This window comes from Psychrosphaera aquimarina (genome assembly GCF_032461525.1).
GTDB classification, from domain to species: domain Bacteria; phylum Pseudomonadota; class Gammaproteobacteria; order Enterobacterales; family Alteromonadaceae; genus Psychrosphaera; species Psychrosphaera aquimarina.
This window is the reverse complement of the sequence record NZ_JAWCUA010000003.1, coordinates 404,985-426,251: the sequence shown is the minus strand read 5'-3', so window position 1 is coordinate 426,251 and position 21,267 is coordinate 404,985. Positions and strand designations below refer to the sequence as shown.

Below are 21,267 nucleotides of genomic sequence, written 5' to 3'. Positions count from 1 at the left end.
CATCCCCTAAAGGATGTCGAAACGGTGGCTGCTTTGCCGAACTCACTTGCCTCTCCGAAAGTGAGTTACTGGGTATATAATTGCATTTTAGGTGCCAGTAAAAATTTATCTATTAATTACAAACAGTTAACTTAAAACAACCACATAAATCTCAACAACTGGACATTAATTGCACTATTTTAGTTTGTGCAATGCACAAGATTGATCCATTTTATTGTTTTAAATCAATAAGTTAATTTAATTCACTCGATGAGTTACATTTTTTAACCCACCTTTGTATTAATGTGCAGAACTGCGCTGATAATCCCCAATATTAATTCCAAACCCACTATGAAATTTATCTCTGTATGCTTTTGGTGAAAGCTCAGCTATTTCCATAAATAACTTACGGAACGAACTCACGTCTTCATAACCCACTTCGTAAACTATTTGCTCAATGGCTAAGTCGCTGCTTTCCAATAAACGCTTCGCGGCTTCTACTCGCATTCGTTGTAAATAACTCACAGGAGTATCATTTAAGGCACGCTTAAAGCGTCGGTTAAGCGTGCGTTTGGTTATCGCAAACTTTTCGGCGATGGTATCCAATGAAATTGGCGATGCAATATTATGTGACATCCATTTTTGAATTTGATTAACCAAAGTATCTGAGTGTTGTTCAAAGGTTTGTAAGGACATATAGGAAAGTTGTGAAGCTCGGTTCGGCTCAACCAGCATGATTTTAGCAATTTGAGTCGCAATTTGTTGGTCAGTTAACAAACTCACCAAGGCCAAACATAAACTCAAATACGATGTAGTAGCGCCTGCTGTATATATGTTTTCGTCATTAACCACTAACTGATCTAAGCGCAGTTCTATTGCCGGGTAAAGTTGTTGAAATAAGTTGGCCAACCACCATACAGACGTGGCTTGTTTACCATCTAACAAACCTAATTCTGCCAATACAAATGTAGAGCTGCAAAACGCACAAATTGGCAGTTGTTGTTTATGCCACTTGATTAAAAGCGGCATCAAAGGGGATAGCTTGTGGTAATAGTCCGCTAATGTAGTTTGATCATAAGAGACTCCGCCGGTGATAAATACCGCATCCGGCGTTGCTACACTTGTTGCGTCTTGAGCAGGCAAAATAATATTGGATGAACATTGTAAGTTTTTACCGCTTGCTGAAACTACAGTGACATTGAATAAGTTATACTCGGCACCACCGTTACGGACTTGCCAATAACGGTTACAGATCATAAAAAAGTCCATAACCCCAGTGATCTGTGAAGACATCACTCCGTCTGCAGCCAATATAACAATGTGTTTGATCTCTTGTTGCTGCATAAAATTACTCCTATCATCACGATTACTTTAATGTCACTAATCACCTTATTAAAGTCAATAATGACACTTTTTATTCAATTTGCAAACTCATAAACTGAATAGGCTGAAAAATATATACAACCAATAAACAGGATGAGAGAAATATTATGAAGCTTTCAAAGTGGATAAATTTGTTATTAGGTATCGTGGGGTTAATCGCAACATTTTGGCTGAGCTTTAACGCTGTATTGCCTTTAACTATGTATTTACTGACCATTCCATTAATTGTCTTACCAAGCATAGTGGTGATCACGCAAGCATTAGAGAATATGGAATTTAGTAACAAACAATAAAAAACCACCAAATGGGTTTGGTGGTTTTTACTCACTACAATGTAACGATAGGTTAACTTACAAGGGATTACTCGCTAGCTCCAAATTACCAGCCCTGATCTCAATTAGAACCTTTGTTATGGCTATCAGCGTCCAGCTTAGGCTTTAGCTCAATTGAAAGCCCTAATTCATGGACCACCTTAAACAAGGTATCTATACGAGAGTTGCCTGCAGAGTTAACGGAATAACCTTTCTAGACTAAAGACTAATCAAGAATCTGGCGGCACATTAAATAAAAACATTACTCATCTGGTCACCTTATTAATGCGGTAAAAATACTGTAAGTTTTGCCCCTAACAGTTGTTCGTCTTGGCCAATCTCTAAACGCCCACCATGCCAATGTAATATACGGTTAACAATGGCTAATCCAATACCAAAGCCTTTCACTGAACTTCTGGTTTTATCGCCACGGATGAAAGGTTTAACTATATTTTCACGCTCAGACTCTGGTATTCCAGCGCCATCATCCGCAATAATGATCTCACAACCATGGTCCATTTTTTTGAGCGTAACCGTGACTTGTAATACCGCATATTGCAACGCATTTTGAATTAGGTTATTCAGTAACATTTGCAGATAACCCTTGTCGGCAAACACTTCAAATTCCATTGTATTAACATCTGAAATTAAACTGAAAGATATGGTATCGCTTCTTTTACTCTCAAATATTTGGTTTATTAGCGGTGCGACCGCAATCTTGGATTTATCAATATTAAGCATGGCTTGATCTAATCGAGCGTAATTCAACAAGGTTTCCACTAACTCAATCATAGAATCAACATCTTTACTGATCAGTTGTTCAAACCGCTTTCTTAACTCTGGCTCTTCAACTTCTTGTAATGTGTCTATCCCAAAACGAATGGATGACAATGGGGTTCTTAAATCGTGGGAAACGGCGCTACTCAGCAATTTTACGTCTGAGACTAAGTCATCAATACGCTGTGCCATACGATTGAATTCAAATTCTAAATCTCGTATGTATGAAACTGAGCCTAATTTAACTCGCTGCTCCAAGTTACCTTCACCAAAGGCTTTTGCAGTTTTTCTGAGAATAAGTAAACGTTTTATTAACGGGTTTAGCCACAACAGCATTAACAGCAATAAAGTAAAATAAAACAAACCAGTAAATAAATATGCGCTGGAGCGAGGTTCATTTACCGCATGTGAAATTGGTGCCGTTAGAATTAAACGTTGATCATGTGCTGGCAAATAAAAATTAATTTCTATGTGATCTTTGGTTTCTAACACTAGACGTTTTTCATTAATAAACTGATTTAATAATGGCGTTGGTAAGGGCATATTATCCACCGACTGAAGTGTCAGTTGGTAATCATTAGCCTCTGGCCAACTTGCTAACAGTTCATGTGGTGTATTAGACGAGTTAATGAGCTGGCTTACATTATCGCCAAGTTGCTCCATAACACTCACAACATCACTTTGTTTGTTTGAATTGTCGTCAATGTACTGCAAATAAATAGTGTCGAATAACCAACCTAATCCCACAGTTGCAAATAAAATAGCTGCGATTAAAGAACCAACTAACCAGCGCATTACCAAACGTCCTTTACAAACAAATAACCTTTACCCCAAATAGTTTTAATCCGATCTGTTTGATTGTCTGTGCTTTTATCAACGTTTTTGCCGTTCAGTTTTTTTCGTAAGCGCGATACTTGCAGGTCAATTGAACGGTCAAAACCATCGTATTCAAAACCACGTAAGTCCGTCACTAATTGCTCCCGAGACACAACTTGTCCGGCACGATTAGCAAGTAACCACAACACATCAAATTCTTTGGTAGATAAGTTTATCTGCTCATCGGCCAAGGTAACTTGTCGCGTGGAGGCATTAATGATGAGTTTGTTAAAGCGCAACTCATTGTCATTTGATGGGTCATTAGCTAATGGATCGTCACTTGGCGCTGATGATGTTTGATTTTGTTTGTTCAATAAAATTTTTATACGACTTAATAAAGCACGGGCACGAATGGGTTTCACTAAAAAATCATCCGCCCCCATTTCTAGGCCTAATACTTCGTCGGCTTCTTCATCACGGGCGGTGATCATGATAATGGCGTTGCTGAACTCAGGGCGCACCGTTTTACAAACATCAACGCCGTCCATGCCCGGTAACATACCGTCCAATAACACCAGATCAGGATTAAGCGATTGAATAAGAGTGACAGCGTCATCGCCTCTGGCCGTTTGAGTGACCTTAAATCCACGCATAGTAAGGTATTCTGCAATCCAATCTGACAGGGACTGTTCATCTTCTACTAATAAAATATGTTGTTGATTTTCCATAAGCCCTTAACGATTTAATTACTTTTACTAGTACCCATTACTTTTTCGCGCTGATAAAAATAGGCTTGCGCACCACATCTAAACAATAAGCCAAACTACCATTGCTCAGATTGATTGCTAAAAAAGACGCCACCAAGTGGTCGGTTTACCACGTCTTTTGTGTACCCATGCCATCTCTAATTCACTTTGAGCTAGTCGTACTTTAGACTGTTGTTTACGTAATGTATAAATGACATTTTGCGTCGACGCCACTTCCTGTTGAAAGCGACCTTTTGACGTTTGTGACCAGCACTGTAAAGCATTTTTCTGCCGCGAACTAAATAAACAATACTCACCAATGCTTGATGCTTGCCATTGCAACTCAATATCAACATAACAAGTTTGTCCCTCTGTCATAGCGACACACTGGTCAGGCGATATTGTCATGGTTGCTGAAAATTGTTGCTCTGTTGGTTTGTCATTGGCCCACGTTACATGGTGAGTAAATAGCAGCATCAATAATATAACGACCATGCACCAACGCCATAACGTAACTGGTCGCTGGTACTTGGTTAACTGAGTCCTAGAGTACAAATTAGATTGAACAGTGACTAAGTTCATGTTCATCACCTTACAACACAAAACTTAGTAGTAAACCTGAACGAGTGCCTGAGTATGATTCATCGCTAGCGTTTTTATATGTGATAGCTCCAGGTAACGGCGCATCAGACTCGCTGTATGCTACAAAGCCACCAAGCACCCAGCTTTTACTAAGAGGGTATTCAAAACCAAGTTCTAAATCCTGATTTAATCTCCCTTTGCGCTCAGTAAAGTCGACCGGATGTTCCTCGTAATAACTTACCACTTGCTTAGGTTGATATTGCACACCTAAACTGCCGTAAAAACTCCAATTTCTAGCTTGCCAATAATGGGTATAAGATAATGATCCCGTAATCCCATCATCTTCTTGATTTGAACGACTGTATGGACTCATACTTATTTGAAGTTGCGACGAATCCCAAAAACCAGTTAAACGTATACCGGCTCGTTTTTCTTTTGTCCTAGATTTAATGCCTCGTAAATCACGAATAGCACCTGTGTCACGTTCTTTGTATAAGTCTAAACGCCAGCTTTCTGTGTTATAAAAGTTAATCCCCCAAGCTTTACCTGCATATAAACCATGAATTCGGCGCGTGGCCATTCCTGGAGACTCTATAAATAAACTAGCGATTTGAATTCGATAAGACGCATACGTATTTATATCCGTGGACTCGCCTGACTCTTGGTAAATATCATCACCGCCGCTGCTAACAAAACTAAAGGCGTAATGAAAACCATCCTGTGGATTACAAACAGAGCGAGAAAATGTCCAGCAATCTCGCTCTTCATATTCTTCAACGTTGTCAAAATCAACTTCTATATTGAACTTATTTTTATTTTTCTCCATTGGTCGTTTTACGTAAAACTCGTCTTTTACTGTAACAGCAATAGTTTCAGCATCAGCCAGTTCATCTACATTGTCACCATCGTTATCATCTGGTAACAAAGTATATGAGGTAAAATTTTCATTAAATTTCACTTTCTGAAAATGACTAGGTTCAACAACGTTGAATACTTTTTTCTTTTTGCTTTTTATATTTTTATCGCCGTTAACGTCTAAATTAGAGTCAGTAGCTTCTGATAACTCGTTTGTGGCAGAAGCCTCTCTGGCCTTTAACGACGCTTTTTTATCGCTAGGCTCTTCGTTGCTTGGCAGCGTTTCATTTTTTGAGGGTTCAGTTTCGACTAAAGGCTGATTTTCCGTTAAAGATTGTGCTGAAGTAACGTGAGTTGCAAAGGCACATGCTGCAATAACAATTGATATATAAGTACGTTTCAAATTAATAATTTTTTCCATGAGGTTACTCTCTATTTATATTGGACTAAGCGAATAAATAGATATTAATGGGTATTGATCGTAATAGTCGTATCATGATTTTTAAGAGTGTACCAAATTGTATCAACACAATCATTACAGCGCATTTGTATTCAATTTAGCCATATAAAATACCTAAAGAACTATCGGTAAGCACTAACGACTCTCCCTCTGTATGGTTAACTTTATTCACTGACACAAAAAAACCACCAAATGTTTTGGTGGTTTTTGCTCACTACAAAGTTAATTTCAATTTAATCTATTTAGCCTCATTACACCTTTAATTGTACTAGGCCATCTTGTTGACGAACCATGTAAGTTTGTAAGATCACACTTTCGTCTTCCAAACACTTACCTGACTCTAACGAGAAATGCTGTTTATATAAGGGTGATGAGATGGTTAGTAAACCATCAACATCACCGACAATACCACGAGACAATACGTTTGCTTGCCCAAATGGGTCGTAGTTTTGTAAGGCAAATAATTGTTCATCAGGGCCGACTCTGAAAATGGCTACTTGATCGCCGTTATGAAGCGCGCAAACGCCCGTATTTTTACTAATATCAGACACGCTACAAATGGTTTCCCAATTAAATTCACTCATTTTATTCTCCTGTGACACTCTAACTTAAACTTCTAACGCTGGAATTTCTTGGCCTTTCGCTTTGGCCGCCCTTACTGAAGGTTGAGCAATACGTGCTTTGTTTTGGCCACGATCAGCTTCATAAGCAAGACGGTCGTCCGTTGCGTCTGAGTTAATAAAATGGGCAAAACGTTTTAATCGTTCAGGATTATCAAGTGTTTTTTTCCACTCACATTCATAAGTGTCAATAACACGTTGCATATTGGCTTCTAAATCTGCACAAAGATTAAGTTTATCTTCAATAACCACCGACTTAAGATATTCTAAACCGCCTTCCATATTGTCCATCCATACTGATGTACGTTGTAAACGGTCTGCCGTACGACAATAGAACATGACAATTCTGTCGATGTATTTAATTAACTCTTCATCAGAAAGGTCTGATGCAAACAAGTCTGCGTGGCGAGGTTTCATACCGCCGTTACCACACACGTATAAGTTCCAACCTTTGTCCGTTGCGATAATGCCAAAGTCTTTGCTTTGCGCTTCTGCACATTCACGTGTACAACCTGACACCCCCATTTTTAATTTATGAGGTGAGCGTAAGCCTTTGTAACGCATCTCTAAATTCACGGCCATAGAGACCGAATCTAACATGCCATAACGACACCAAGTACTGCCAACACAAGACTTAACTGTACGTAAGGACTTACCGTAGGCATGACCCGTTTCAAATCCGGCTTGTACTAATTCTTCCCAGATTAGCGGCAATTCGTGTAATTGCGCGCCAAAGAAGTCAATGCGCTGACCTCCAGTGATTTTGGTGTATAAGTCATATTTAACACCAATATTACCTAGGTCAATCAAGCCTTGAGCCGAGATTTCACCCGCCGCTATACGTGGAACAACAGAATACGTTCCGTCTTTTTGCATATTGCCTAAGAAGATGTCATTGGTATCTTGTAACTGAATATGGTCATCTTCAAGGACATACTCGTTCCAGTAAGTTGCTAACATTGAACCAACGGCAGGTTTACAAGTAATGCAACCTAGACCGCTACCGTGTTGTGCTAATAATTCGTCGAAGGTTTTGATTTCTTTGGTGCGGATAATGTCGAATAACTCTTGGCGAGAATATTCAAAATGCTCACAAAGGTTGTTGTTCACCTCTACGCCCATTTTTTCTAATTCTGCATTTAATACTTGCCCAACCATAGCCGAACAACCACCACAACCGCTACCCGCTTTGGTGCATGATTTTAATTCTGCTAATTCTGTTGCGCCGGCATGAATGGCTTCAATTAAGTCACCTTTTGATACGTCGTGACAAGAACAAATTTGCGCTGAGTCTGGTAAGGCGTTCACCCCAAATGCACTTTCTCCTCCCCCTTCAACTTGCGGTAAAATCAAGACTTCTGGTGCATCCGGCAGCTGCATTTTTTCTAACATCATAGGCAACAAAGTACCGTAGGCGTCAGTGTCGCCAACCAGTACAGCACCTAACAAGGTTGATTTATCAGCTGAAACAATTAAACGTTTGTAAATGCCTTCGGCGTCATTAATGTAAGTGTAAGTTTGTGCACCTTCGGTACGAGCGTGAGCATCACCAATACTGGCTACATCAACCCCCATTAATTTAAGTTTGGTGCTCATATCTGCGCCGGTGAATTGATCACTACCGCCTGTTATATGAGAAACCGCAGCTTTGGCCATGGTGTAACCTGGAGCGACCAAACCGAATATTTTGCCATCCCACAATGCACATTCACCTATAGCGTATATGTCTTTGTCAGAAGTAAGACAGTTATCATCAATAACAATCCCGCCACGTTCACCAATTTGAATCTCAAACTGACGAGCAAGTTCGTCTTGTGGACGAATACCCGCAGAGAAAACAATCATGTCCGTTTCAATATGACTGCCATCGGCAAAGTTCATACGGTAACGACAAGTTTCACCAGCCGTAATGGACTGGGTATTTTTTTCTGTGTGAACGTGTACGCCTAACTCTTCAATTTTAGTACGCAATAACGCACCACCGCCTTCATCCAGTTGCACGGCCATCAGTCGCGGTGCAAATTCAACCACATGTGAATCTAAGTTTAAGCTGTGTAGTGCTTTGGCACATTCAAGCCCTAAAAGACCACCACCAATAACAACGCCAACCTTACTTTCTTTAGCCGATGCTGTGATATTCTCTAAGTCTTCAATGGTACGGTAAACCAAACAATGTTCTGCATCGCCACCTGGAATTGGTGGAACAAAAGGGAATGAACCAGTAGCAAGAATAAGTTTGTCGTAACTTTCAACACGACCACTTTCTGTGGTGATGGTTTTAGCAGCACGGTCAATGTCAGACACTTTGTCTTTGATGATGTACTTAACGCCATGTTGGTCGTAATAATCTTCCGACGTTAACATTAAGTCATCGGCAGTTTTACCAGAAAAATAGGCAGATAATTGAACTCGGTCGTAAGCCAAACGAGGTTCTTCAGAAAAGGTGATCACTTGATAATCTTCATGGTCAGGATGATTAACCACATTTTCAATAAATTTGTGACCAACCATGCCGTTGCCTACAACGATCAGTTTTAATGGTTTATTGGATGTGTTTGTTTGTACATTTGTTGTCTTTGGCATGGGGTAACCCTCAGAATAATTGAATTTGATTTATTTCAACCTGAGCAGTAATTTCTACTTTGAAATTACGAGTCTTGTGGGACCACCGTCGTTGGTGTCAGAAACTAAGCTGTTTCTGGCTTCTGGCGAAGCTGGCTATTACGCCTATTTTTATTAACCCGCTGCATAACACTTTTAAATTAGGAAAGTACGGATTAATAACTTTGTATAAATTGTAACTTGCTCATTCAGTAGCAATATAAATACCAAACCCATGTTTATTATAATGAAAAGAAAAAACTCCTTATATTTTAATAAGTAACAAAATTTCACTATCACATCACGCACAAATACAAATGAAGAATTAACGCTAAAATGCACATTGGTGGTGCACCTCTCTCATAACTATCACTAATTTGTAGCAAAAGACCTGTTTCTTTTTGTGTTTATTATTCCCCTAACCAACCGCTGAAAACCAAACACTTATATCTTATCGTCTTTAGTTGTTGTGATAACGTAAACCATTTTCTATAGTCCCCTTATTATCGTGCCTTAATGCCTGCAAGTTAACATTAAGCTTCTCTTTATTTGGAACATCATGAACACTCTTCCTATTTTTGTTAAGTTAGAAAACAAACCTGTTTTAGTGGTTGGCGGCGGTACCGTTGCTCTAAGAAAAATTCAAACCTTATGTAAGACTGGTGCCAAGATCACTGTGGTATCTCATGATATCTGCCAAGAAGTGCAAGCTTTAGCGGTGCAATATTCAATAGAATTAATACTAGGTGATTACGATTCTTCGTTATTAATGGACAAGTGGTTAGTCATAGCAGCAACGGACGACAACGCATTAAACCGACAAGTACAAGCCAACGCCTTAGCGCAAAAAATATTTGTTAATGTGGTGGATGATCCTGAATATTGTCATTTTATCACCCCTGCGATTATTGACCGCTCACCCATTGTGGTGGCTATTTCATCTGGTGGAGAAGCACCAGTGTTAGCGCGTTTATGGAAAGAAAGGTTTGAATCGTTAATGCCACAATGGACTGGTAAGTTAGCCTCATTAGCGGGTTCATATCGTCATAAAGTAAAAGCCACCATTACCGATTTCACATCCCGCCGCCATTTTTGGGAACGCTTTTTCCGTGGTGATATTGCCGCCAAAGCAGGGCAACAAGACTGGGATGGGGTTGAACAGCTAATAGAGCAAACTCTGAGTGATGACAACAAACTAGCCGGCTCGGTTTTTTATGTGGGCATTGGCAATAACAAGCCAGAAAACTTAACCTTAAAAGCCTTACAAGCAATGCAATTAGCGGATTTAATTGTACATGATCAAAAAGTATCACAAGAGATAATCGAACTAACGCGCAAAGACAGTGATAAGGTTATTCCAGCTCAAGAAACGGTGATAACAACCATTCAACATGCATTGGACAGAGGTGAGATAGTTGTGCGGTTAGTGCACGGTTGTCCGGCGAAAAACCCCATGAGTCAACTTGAGTTAAATCAAGCGGAGTATTCAGCCAAAATAGTGCACGGTATCGACCCAACAGTGTAAACGAATTGGTATTCATTAGTTGCACTGTTACATTGTAAACTAACCCTGCATTTAACTGGCTGGTTTAATTTTATTTATGAAAAATATGCCGTCCCAATAGGTTTGCCATTTTGGTGCGGTAACTGGTGAACCAAAATTAAAGGTGAAAGCACTCATGGTCTGGTCTTCAATGCTCAGGTCTGATAAAGCAACAAAACCTACATCTATATTTAAGTTTGCCAACGTACGCTCTAATGAATCAGCTTGGGGATAAGTAATATCCTTAACCTGTAAATCGACAAAGTCTACATATGAGCCGCTCGCGCCAGTAAAATGCACAACAAAATAGTCATCACCATAAGCTTGATGGATAACTTGCCCAGCATTAATGCCTGTTCCCGCTTTTTTTGATAAATGTCCTATATGCGCCCACACAATCATTTTTTTATGGGGGTATTGTTGGGCTAACCATTTTATATTTTCACCCATTTCGGCACTTCGGGTATCAGCTATTGACCACTGACGTTTGGCTTGAGCTTCTAACCCTTTGCTGATCCTGTACCAATAAAGATTATTGTCTGACAAAAATAAATCTTGTATTTGCGTGATTGTTTGCAAAAACATGGCTTCTTGATCTAACTCTAATCTTTCTCTAGAAACATTTAATATTGCTTGAATGGTATGTGACGTTTGTGGCCATTGGGGCAATAACGTTAAGTCTTCAGATGAAGATTTTAAAGCTAAACTCAGTTGGTGTACTAAATGTTGATTGGATATACTTCCTGTATGTTGACTGTCAAATCCGGCAAAAATTAATTCAGGGTTTATGGGGATCTGTTGATTTAAAAACTCAAATAAAGGTTTAACTTCTGCGGTGTTTGAATACATATAAAATATATTGCCCGGTGCGTTGTCCGCAATACTTTGATTTTGTTTAGCCATGTTAAATAAAGCCTCAACTTCAAACACTCCGCTTTCTAACACAATCAGCTCAAACCCGTGATGTGTGTATAAGTACTTAATAAGCTCTACTTTTAACGCAAAAACACTGCCTGCTCCGTGGGTTTGTTCTCCTAAAGCAATAATGCGTTTGTTGGCTAACAACTGAGCTACTTTTTCTAGTTCCGTTGTATCTAAATGATAGATTGGATCAACATTAGGCTTAAGAGTTGGAGATAAATCGATGACTTGCTGTGTAATTTGTGAAGTTAGTTTTTGGTTTGTTGTTCCTTTTTCAACTGTTAGATCTGTACAAGCATTAACAAACAAGCTAAATAAAACCAAAACAAATTTATTCACTAAAAAATTTCTCATCAAGCATCCCTACAAAAATGACTCTTTAATAAAAAAGAATATACTCATATTTGATAGCAGAATAACAAAATACATTTTTATGCTTAGTTACAAGAAAAGGGAATAGACGCAGCTAACCTGCGCCTATTGTTATAGATTAACTGGCCGCTTTATTATCTTTTTTAATTTTTAAGATACTGGCAATAGAATAGATCACTAATGCAACCCAAATAAAACCAAAGGTAACCAATCGATCTTGTCCTACTTGCTCACCATAAATAAACACACCGAATATGAACATAATACTTGGCCCTATGTACTGGAAAAAGCCCATAGTGGAATAGTTAAGACGACGAGCGGCGGCCACAAAACATAACAGAGGTGCGGTAGTGACAATGCCCGCAGACATTAATAACAAATTAAAACCTATGCTGTTATCGGCAAAGTTGCTGCTCTGAGTTGGCACCATAAACCACCAATACAAAAAGGCGGGAATAACCAACAACATGGACTCAACTAACAGACCCGAAACAGAATCAACCGAAACCATTTTACGAATAAGACCATAGATGGCAAAAGAAGTCGCAAGCGCAAATGCGACAATAGGAAACGAACCAAACGTGATCACCTGAATAGCCACACCAATAAAGGCTAATGACACCGCAGCATACTGTAATTTTGATAACCGTTCACCTAAAAACAGCATACCTAAACCCACGTTTAATAAAGGATTTATGTAATATCCTAAGCTTGCGTCTAATATATGATTATTGTTTATTGCCCAAATAAACAACCACCAGTTAAAACCTAAAATAGCGGAACTCGCTACTAAGATGACCAAGGTTTTGGGACTTCTGAATATGTTGGATATTTGCATCCAGTTTTGTTTCACTGAAATAATTATAGCCAATAAAAGTGATGACCAAATGATCCTATGCATCAATATTTCGACCGAATCCACCGAATCTAATAGTTTAAAATAAGCAGGTATGACGCCCCACATAAAATAAGCGGCAATGGCTAAAAATACACCTTGTTTGGCGTTTGTATTCATTCAGATCTTCTTTTCAGTTTTTTAAATATCAAGTATTGGAACTAGCTTTAAACATTAACCAACTAGGTAAGTACCGGTTCCGTATGCAATGTGTTCTTCAAGTTCATTATGCAGTTCCATTCGACACACACAGACTTTATTGCCTGAACGTATTAAATGAGCAGTGGCAATAAACTCTTGCCCTCGACCGGGACGTAAATAATCTGTGCGTAGATCGATGGTTCCCACTTTTCCAGTTAACTCGGCTAAGGTTTGTTCGGTTAAATCAGTATGACGACTGAGTCGACTATAAATCGCTAAAATACCGCCAACGGTATCTAACGCTGTCGCAGTGACACCACCGTGTAGGATTTTTTGAATAGGATTACCCATTAATTTGTCATCCCATACAAAGCGTATTTCAGCTTTATCTTGCTCACAAACCGTGATGTTTAAACCAATCGTTTGGTTGAAGTTGAGTTGAGAAAATACCTTGATTAACCAATCTTTGATTTGTTGTTCAGATAACATTAATTTTCCTTCACAGAAGAGACCAGAGGAATGGTACAATGCGCGCACATTTGTGTCACACCAATAGTTAAATTCTTTTGTCATTAGCCGAAAACACACCGCTGTCGTTATTAAATCAAGTCTTTGGATATGAGTCATTTCGTGACGGCCAACAAGAAGTGATTGATGCCTGTTTATCAGGTAAAGATTCATTAGTTTTAATGCCAACGGGCGGTGGTAAAAGTCTGTGTTATCAAATTCCAGCTTTATTGCTCAATCATATAACGGTTGTGGTGACACCTTTATTGTCGTTAATGAAAGATCAAGTTGACCAGTTATTAGAATTAGACATCGCTGCGGCGTTTATCAACAGCCAACAAGACCGACAAGAGCAAATTCAAGTGTTGAACCAAGTTCAGCATGGTGAAATAAAAATATTATACGTGTCGCCAGAACGTTTATTACAACCTAGCTTTATGGATCATTTGAAGTTTTGTGGCGTGGGTTTGTTTGCGATTGATGAAGCCCATTGTTTGTCTCATTGGGGACATGACTTTAGGCAAGATTATTTACGTTTACACTGCATTAAACCTAACTTTCCAAACACACCTATTATGGCGTTAACGGCTACGGCCGACCGCGCGACACGACACGATATTAGTTATCAATTACAGCTGCAAGACCCCTATATTCATGTAGGCAGTTTTGACAGACCCAATTTGAGATACACCATCGAAGAGAAGTTTAAACCGCTAAATCAGCTGTTAACTTTTTTGGATACCCAGTCTGATAACTGCGGCATAGTGTATTGCTCTAGCCGTGCTCGTGTGGATGACATCGCCGCAAAACTACAAGCAAAAGGCTATAAAGCCGAGGCGTATCATGCGGGTTGGGATACGTCCCATCGAGTTGCCGTTCAAGATAAATTCCAACGTGATGACATTCAAATCGTGGTTGCAACCATTGCTTTTGGCATGGGAATTAACAAACCTAACATTCGTTTTGTTGTGCATTATGATTTAGCTAAAACCATTGAAAACTATTATCAAGAAACCGGCCGAGCAGGTCGAGATGGTTTGCCTGCAGAATGTTTATTGTTTTTTGATTCTGCTGACGTGCCAAGAGTTAAACGTTTGATCAGCGACAACCCTAATGAAGAAAGGGCAAAAGTAGAGTTACAACGTTTTAGCGCTATGATTGCACTGGCCGACGCGCAAACGTGTCGCCGCCAAGTATTACTGAATTACTTTAATGAATACGACAATCATTCCTGCGGAAACTGCGACATTTGTTTGGATCCGCCAAAATCATTTGATGGCACCTTGTTAGCGCAACAAGCTTTGTCTTGTGTTTATCGCAGTGGACAACAATTTGGTGTAGGTCATGTGATTGATATTTTACGTGGCAGCCAAAACTTAAGAATTAAAGATCACGGACACGACAAGTTAAGCACTTATGGTTTAGGTAAAGATCAGAGCCAAGAATACTGGTTAAGTATTATGCGTCAGCTAATCCACCAAGGGTTAGTCGAACAAGATATTAGCCAAGGCAGCCGTTTATTACTGACCGAAAAGTCACGCCCGTACTTAAAAAGCGAAAAGGTTTTACACTTAGCCGTCCCAAGAATTGGTCGTACTCATTTGTATGAGAAACCGAATAAAGTGAATTACGACAAACATTTATTTGCACGCTTAAAAGGTCTAAGAAAAGCCATTGCACAAGAACACGACGTACCGCCATTTGTGGTGTTCTCTGATGCAACTTTGGTGGATATGGCCAATAAGTTACCAACCAATCCAAGAGCGTTACTTGCGGTGTCAGGCGTAGGTGAAACTAAACTACAAAGATACGGTAACGCGTTTTTGACGGTTATAGAACAACATTTAGCGAATGGTTAGTTTGTTATATTAGCAATGCTTGACACTTGTTAATTACAGATACAAAAATGCGACTTCAATATTGAATTGAAATCGCATTGTTTAACATGATTAAGTTAAATCGGCTTTTTACTTACTTTAATGACGCAAAATAAGCAGATACGTTTTTAATATCTTCTTCTGACAAAGGCATGGCCATCGCAGACATCACTGGATCTTTTCTGGCACCAGATTTAAAGTCTCTTAATTGTTTTTCTAAATAAGCTACTTTCTGTCCTGCTAGATTTGGATACATAGGGATCATGCTGATACCGTTGGCACCATGACAAGCTGCACACGTGGCAGACTTAGCTTTACCGGCAGCAATATCAGCCGCATTTGCATTAAATGCAACCGATGTAAAAAGCATGGTAGAGAGTGCTATTATTTTTTTCATATGGACTCCAATAGAAAATATATGATTGATTTTTTACCTACTGATTAATAACTTAGCATTTATTGGTAAAATGTCGAATAAGGAAATGGGGTCACAGTTCGTTAATCTTAACTTTATTAATATATATCAATTTATACGGCGAAATTATGTCTTCTACAGATGGTAAACAATCAGATCAAATACAGCTAAACCTAAAACATAGCTTCGCTGAACAACTTTCAGATATGGCCGCATTTATTACGCCGGCAAAGCTACCGAACCCAGAGTGGTTAGTGACCAGTCCTGAAGTGGCTGAATTATTGGAGTTACCCGACTCAGTTTTCACAGATAGCCAATATTTAGACTGGTTTAGTGGCAATGCAACTTTATCTAATGCCAAACCGTTAGCGCAAAAATACACAGGCCATCAATTTGGTCATTACAATCCCGACTTAGGTGATGGTAGAGGCTTGTTATTAGGTGAGTTGCAAACATCATCTGGCCATTGGGATATTCACGTTAAAGGTGCAGGGCAAACCCCATTTTCACGATTTGGTGACGGCAGAGCAGTATTACGCAGTAGCGTTAGAGAGTTTTTAGCATCGGAAGCTTTGTTTTATTTAGGTATACCAACAAGCCGTGCATTAGGTGTATTTAAAACATCTGAAGCCATTCAACGTGAAACAACAGAACAAGGTGCTGTGTTAATTCGTATTTGCCAAAGTCATATTCGTTTTGGCCATTTTGAATATGCCTTTTACCAAAACAATACCGAGTTATTAGAAACATTGGTGGAATATACTCATAGTCATGTTTTACAACTGGCTACTGACGTCCATTTAACTATTCAAGACAAAACATTGGCAATGTATAAAGCCGTGATCAGATCTACCGCTGAGTTAGTGGCAAAATGGCAAGCGTTTGGTTTTTGTCACGGAGTAATGAATACCGACAACATGTCTATATTGAGCATTACTTTTGACTTTGGACCTTATGGATTTTTAGATGAATTTGATTCTAAACACATCTGTAATCATTCGGATCACTCGGGGCGTTATGCTTTTGATGAACAACCTGGTGTTGCGCTGTGGAACTTAAATGCTTTAGGTCATGCGTTATCGCCTTTATTAACCAAAGATCAATTATCTGAATGTTTGTCGCAATTTGAACCTACATTAGTCAAAGCCTATTCGGCGCTTATGCGCCAAAAACTAGGTTTAACTCAAAACGACAAAGGCGATCAAGTGTTATTAGGAGAATGGTTAACTTTGTTGCAACAAGATAAACGTGATTACACGAATTCATGGCGTTTATTATCAAACTTTGATGGTAATGATGACGTGTTCATTGATCACTTTATTGACCGAGAAGCCGCCAGTAAATGGCTGGCAAAATACAAACGCCGGTTACTGATTGAAAAAGACGATACCCAAACTCGTCTACAAAAAATGCGCGCAGTTAACCCTAAATATATATTACGAAATTACTTAGCCCAACAAGCCATTAAAACCGCAGAAGCGGGTGATAACTCAGAGCTAGAAAGATTATTTGAAGTGCTAAAAATGCCTTTTGACGAGCAACCAGAATTTGAACAATACGCCCAAACGCCACCAGATTGGTCAAAAGACTTATCGATAAGTTGCAGCAGTTAACTTATCTAACTGCGACAACTTATACCCAGACTATGAGCGTTAACTCGCAAACCCTTCTGGCATGTTAGTTTCGTGTCCGTTAACAGATAGTTTTTTAATGATTTCCGCTCTGCTTGGGTACTGCTTCATTAATTCATCCGCTAATCCTGCTTCAAAACAGGTGCCGGTGAAACCCGGTGCCATAGTGCAACCAAATAAGGCATATCGGCCACCGTCGTTTAAACAACCCGCTTGCCATACACCTGCAGGTATGACGTATTGAATATGTTGTCCCGCCATTGGGTTTGTGCCCATTAATACCTCTTCCGTTTTACCATCTGGATACAATAAATAAAGCGTAAATGGGTCGCCGTTATACGCGTGCCACACCTCATCAAAATCAAGTTTATGAAAACACGATAAGCTTTCGGGTTCGTTAGCATATAACCCTATCATAGCGGTGCCTGCAGGCTCGCCAATGGTATTTTCTTGATTAGAACGCCATGTACTTTTAAACAAGGTGCCTTCTACAGGTAAACGCGCAAAACGATAATGGCGCAACATAGCGACGGTATCTGGATGAATTGGTTTTTGATTAAATCGGCTGACATCAACAACGTCAATAATGGCATTGGTATTTAATGCGCCATACAAGTGTGGGAAAGACTCAGTATTGAAAAAATTGCTAGCGGAATCATCACAATTACTAAAGTCACCATCCGCCCCTTCGTATATCAGTTCGGATTTCAGCAGACTAATATCAATCACCAGTAATTTTAACTCCATCACACCAGAATAAAAGGTATTGACCACTTCGCTGACTTGATGGGAACGGCATAAATGCATAAACCCTTCAGCTTTTACGCTTGGGTGTTCATACTCAGTCTGTTGCAAGATTTCAGCGACTAAAGTGGGTGAAGCTATACAAAAAACACAAGTGTCTGTGGGGTAGGGCATGAAAATTCCAGTTGATTAGTTCGATGGATTCGATGGATTCGATGGATTCGATGGATTCGAGCGTTATTATGCCGTTTAGATATGCCAATTTACAGCATTCATAAGGCTAAATATCTTCATTTAATTTGGTTTAAATGGCTAAAAGCCAAAATTCATAGTTAACCTAAATGCAATGCATTCGCATTTATGAGTTATTTCACAGATAACTTAAGACTAATCACAGTGCGCAATTCGACACACTCTTTTATAATACGCCAATTAGAGCAATCGTGACCTGACTCATTAATATGAGTGAGTACAAAAGATTAATAGGATAAGCAGTAATATGGGAAGGTTAGTTTTAGCCACAATCGGCATTTTATATGGCGCGGCTGTGCATGCCAATATTGAAAAGATCACCGTATATGGTCATAGAGCAGGTTTAATCGGCGATTCGATTAGTGCTTCAAGTGGTATTATTGGTCAAGGGGAATTACAAGAACGTCCAATGTTAAGAAGTACCGAAATGCTTGAGTTAATTCCTGGGATGGCTGTGACTCAACATAGTGGTTCAGGTAAAGCTAATCAGTACTTTATTCGTGGTTTTAACCTAGATCACGGCACTGACTTCGCCACCAATATCGACGGCATGCCAATCAATATGCGCAGTCACGGTCACGGACAAGGTTACACAGATCTTAACTTTATTATCCCAGAAACCATATCTACCATCAGTTATGCCAAAGGCTCGTATGACGCAAGCCAAGGCGACTTTTCTACAGCTGGCAGTGCTAACTTCTTTATTGCCAATGATTTACAACATCAGCAAGTTGAATTGAGCTTAGGTGAAAACAATTACTTCAGAGGTGTCGCTTTAGGTGCTGCAGACTTAAGTGACGGTAAGTTAATTGGTGCAACGGAATGGCAAACTTATGCAGGACCTTGGGACAATGTTGATGAAGACGTGAACAAAAAGAACGCATTATTACGTTATGTAACGAATATGCAAAACGGAAACTTATCTGTAACGGCCATGGCTTATGACAATACGTGGAACTCAGCGGATCAAATACCGCAGCGTGCAGTAGACCAAGGTTTAATCTCTGAATTAGGGTCATTAGATACGTCGTTAGGTGGTAGCTCAAGTCGTTATAGTTTGTCGGCCAATTGGCAAGGCAATAACCTACAAGCAAATGCTTATGTAATTAATTACGATTTAGACTTGTTCTCAAACTTTTCATATTTTTTAAATGATCCGATTAATGGCGATCAATTTAATCAACAGGATAGTCGTACTATTTCCGGTGGGGCATTAAGTTATCAGTTCGACAGTCATGGATTTTCAATCCCTGTTCAACATACTGTGGGATTACAACTACGTCATGACAACATAGATAATGTTGGATTATATAATACCAAAGACACTGTCTATGTAAGTACAGTTCGCCAAGACTCGTTAACTGAAACCAGTTATTCCAGTTATTGGCAGTCTAACTTAACCTTTAATAGCAAATTAGAAGCAACGGTGGGTGTTAGGTATGACTACATTGACGCTGAAGTAAATAGTGATATAGCCGTCAACTCTGGTTCTGCCAATGATGATCAAATCAGTTTTAAAGCTAGCCTTAACTATCTAATAAATGACTCGTTAGCAGCCTATGCTAATTGGGGTGAATCCTTCCATTCTAATGATGCGCGTGGGGCAACCATCTCTATTGATCCTGCCACCTTAACGCCAGCAGAAACCGTTGATTTATTAGTGAAAAGTGAAGGTGCTGAAATTGGCTTGCGTTATTTTGATAAACAAAATTTCAATCTTTCTGCCGCTTTATGGTGGTTAGAGCTCGAGTCTGAATTGTTGTTTATTGGGGATGCCGGTAATACCGAAGCCAGTGATGCGTCAAAACGTTATGGTATCGAATTGAGTGCGTACTATTGGTTAAATGACAGTATTAGCATAGATGCAGAAGCTTCATTGACCCATTCGAGACTCGATATAAACGATGTGAACGACCATATCGAAGGGGCGGTTCCAGTCGTTGCGAGCACAGGTGTGAATTGGCATGTTAACGATAACTGGCAATCATCTTTACGATTACGCCATATCGGTAAACGCACATTAACGGCAGATAACGAACAACGTTCAGACCCGTTAACGGTCTTAAATGGCATGGTAAGTTATGCACAAACTCATTGGAAAGTAAGTTTTGAATTATTGAACATACTGGACAGTGATGATCATGACATTGATTATTATTATGAATCTCGTTTACCGGGTGAGAGCAATGAAGGTGTTGAAGACAATCACTTCCACCCAATTGAACCGAGAACGGTAAGATTAAGTTTAAGCCTATTGTTTTAATTAGATTTAATCATAACTCAATGAATAAACGGTAAGCCTTATAGCTTACCATTTTTCTTTACGGGTCAGAATTAATAATGGTAACTTGTTGTTTAATATTAATTAACAAGGAAGTGCTATGAAAACAATACTATTTTTACTGGCGTTATTTAGCGTCTCAGCTTATGCAACAACCGCCAAACAAGCTTGTGATGAACTCAAACCGGTAGTAAAAGATCTGCAAGCTCAAGCTCCAATGGATATTGATTACGTGACGACTCTGACCGGCGTTCAAGTGTTTTATGTTTCTAATATTTGCATTTTAAATTATAGCTATGTACTGAAAACAACTAAATTCTTAGACGATATGGCAAAACAAAACGAGCTGTCTATTGATGAAAATTTAGCTTTTTTGAAAACCGAGGACGGTGTAGCCGCTTTGCAGGGGTCGTTTGACGATATTGCCAAAAACTCAGCAAACACCAATTTTAAAGACTTCAAAAAAATTAAAGGCATGCATATTTTATATAGCTACAGCTTTGACGACACCGAAGTTCCAAGTATCAGAGCAACGGTAATGGAAAACGAGTTATAAAG

Annotated in this window: 18 protein-coding genes; 6 read left to right on the top strand and 12 right to left on the bottom strand. The window is 39.3% G+C overall.

Annotated elements, in window-relative coordinates; genetic code table 11:
- Nucleotides 1-279 precede the first annotated feature (279 nt).
- A complete protein-coding gene (locus RT723_RS05135; protein ID WP_315946133.1) occupies nucleotides 280-1,323 on the bottom strand; it encodes a GlxA family transcriptional regulator in 1,044 nt (347 codons plus the stop codon).
- Nucleotides 1,324-1,469: 146 nt separating this feature from the next.
- On the opposite strand from RT723_RS05135, the gene RT723_RS05130 reads away from it, so the two are divergent.
- Complete coding sequence (locus tag RT723_RS05130; RefSeq protein WP_315946132.1) at nucleotides 1,470-1,655, top strand: hypothetical protein; 186 nt, start codon at nucleotides 1,470-1,472, stop codon at nucleotides 1,653-1,655.
- Between the two features lie 300 nt (nucleotides 1,656-1,955).
- On the opposite strand, the gene RT723_RS05125 is transcribed toward RT723_RS05130, so the two are convergent.
- The 6 genes from RT723_RS05125 to nirB all read right to left on the bottom strand — a co-directional run bounded on the left by RT723_RS05125 (nucleotide 1,956) and on the right by nirB (nucleotide 9,112).
- Nucleotides 1,956-3,245 (bottom strand): ATP-binding protein, encoded by a 1,290-nt coding sequence (locus RT723_RS05125; RefSeq protein WP_315946131.1) that lies wholly within the window; start codon nucleotides 3,243-3,245, stop codon nucleotides 1,956-1,958.
- Entirely contained in the window at nucleotides 3,245-3,994 is a 750-nt protein-coding gene (locus RT723_RS05120) for a response regulator (protein WP_315946130.1), read from the bottom strand. Before RT723_RS05120 ends, RT723_RS05125 begins: the two co-directional genes overlap by 1 nt.
- Before the next feature lie 117 nt (nucleotides 3,995-4,111).
- Entirely contained in the window at nucleotides 4,112-4,594 is a 483-nt protein-coding gene (locus RT723_RS05115) for a DUF3019 domain-containing protein (RefSeq protein WP_315946129.1), read from the bottom strand.
- Nucleotides 4,595-4,604: 10 nt separating this feature from the next.
- The gene (locus RT723_RS05110) at nucleotides 4,605-5,870 is read right to left on the bottom strand and encodes a MipA/OmpV family protein (protein WP_315946128.1); all 1,266 of its coding nucleotides are present in this window, start codon (nucleotides 5,868-5,870) and stop codon (nucleotides 4,605-4,607) included.
- A gap of 290 nt (nucleotides 5,871-6,160) precedes the next feature.
- Entirely contained in the window at nucleotides 6,161-6,493 is a 333-nt protein-coding gene (nirD, locus tag RT723_RS05105; RefSeq protein ID WP_315946127.1) for a nitrite reductase small subunit NirD, read from the bottom strand.
- Between the two features lie 24 nt (nucleotides 6,494-6,517).
- A complete protein-coding gene (gene nirB, locus RT723_RS05100; protein WP_315946126.1) occupies nucleotides 6,518-9,112 on the bottom strand; it encodes a nitrite reductase large subunit NirB in 2,595 nt (864 codons plus the stop codon).
- A 577-nt stretch (nucleotides 9,113-9,689) separates the two neighbouring features.
- On the opposite strand from nirB, the gene RT723_RS05095 reads away from it, so the two are divergent.
- Entirely contained in the window at nucleotides 9,690-10,655 is a 966-nt protein-coding gene (locus RT723_RS05095; protein ID WP_315946125.1) for a siroheme synthase, read from the top strand.
- 51 nt (nucleotides 10,656-10,706) lie between these two features.
- On the opposite strand, the gene RT723_RS05090 is transcribed toward RT723_RS05095, so the two are convergent.
- The 3 genes from RT723_RS05090 to RT723_RS05080 form a co-directional block, all read right to left on the bottom strand.
- Nucleotides 10,707-11,948 carry an erythromycin esterase family protein gene (locus RT723_RS05090; RefSeq protein WP_315946124.1) on the bottom strand — a complete coding sequence of 414 codons (1,242 nt, stop codon included), beginning with the start codon at nucleotides 11,946-11,948 and terminating at the stop codon, nucleotides 10,707-10,709.
- A 136-nt stretch (nucleotides 11,949-12,084) separates the two neighbouring features.
- On the bottom strand, nucleotides 12,085-12,981 hold the full coding sequence (rarD, locus tag RT723_RS05085; RefSeq protein ID WP_315946123.1) for an EamA family transporter RarD: 897 nt from the start codon (nucleotides 12,979-12,981) through the stop codon (nucleotides 12,085-12,087).
- A gap of 54 nt (nucleotides 12,982-13,035) precedes the next feature.
- Nucleotides 13,036-13,491, bottom strand: a complete 456-nt coding sequence (locus tag RT723_RS05080; protein ID WP_216055269.1) for a thioesterase family protein — start codon at nucleotides 13,489-13,491, stop codon at nucleotides 13,036-13,038.
- Nucleotides 13,492-13,568: 77 nt separating this feature from the next.
- Here RT723_RS05080 and recQ point away from each other — a divergent pair, with 77 nt between their 5' ends.
- Nucleotides 13,569-15,368, top strand: coding sequence for a DNA helicase RecQ (gene recQ / locus RT723_RS05075; protein WP_252731737.1), 1,800 nt, complete (start codon nucleotides 13,569-13,571; stop codon nucleotides 15,366-15,368).
- A gap of 112 nt (nucleotides 15,369-15,480) precedes the next feature.
- On the opposite strand, the gene RT723_RS05070 is transcribed toward recQ, so the two are convergent.
- On the bottom strand, nucleotides 15,481-15,783 hold the full coding sequence (locus tag RT723_RS05070; RefSeq protein WP_315946122.1) for a c-type cytochrome: 303 nt from the start codon (nucleotides 15,781-15,783) through the stop codon (nucleotides 15,481-15,483).
- Between the two features lie 146 nt (nucleotides 15,784-15,929).
- Between RT723_RS05070 and RT723_RS05065 the strand changes: the two genes are divergently transcribed.
- Entirely contained in the window at nucleotides 15,930-17,414 is a 1,485-nt protein-coding gene (locus RT723_RS05065) for a protein adenylyltransferase SelO (protein WP_315946121.1), read from the top strand.
- A gap of 39 nt (nucleotides 17,415-17,453) precedes the next feature.
- On the opposite strand, the gene RT723_RS05060 is transcribed toward RT723_RS05065, so the two are convergent.
- Nucleotides 17,454-18,350 carry a cupin domain-containing protein gene (locus RT723_RS05060; RefSeq protein WP_315946120.1) on the bottom strand — a complete coding sequence of 299 codons (897 nt, stop codon included), beginning with the start codon at nucleotides 18,348-18,350 and terminating at the stop codon, nucleotides 17,454-17,456.
- Between the two features lie 325 nt (nucleotides 18,351-18,675).
- On the opposite strand from RT723_RS05060, the gene RT723_RS05055 reads away from it, so the two are divergent.
- Both RT723_RS05055 and RT723_RS05050 read left to right on the top strand, forming a co-directional pair.
- Entirely contained in the window at nucleotides 18,676-20,691 is a 2,016-nt protein-coding gene (locus tag RT723_RS05055) for a TonB-dependent receptor (protein ID WP_315946119.1), read from the top strand.
- Between the two features lie 118 nt (nucleotides 20,692-20,809).
- Complete coding sequence (locus RT723_RS05050; protein WP_315946118.1) at nucleotides 20,810-21,265, top strand: hypothetical protein; 456 nt, start codon at nucleotides 20,810-20,812, stop codon at nucleotides 21,263-21,265.
- Nucleotides 21,266-21,267 lie beyond the last annotated feature (2 nt).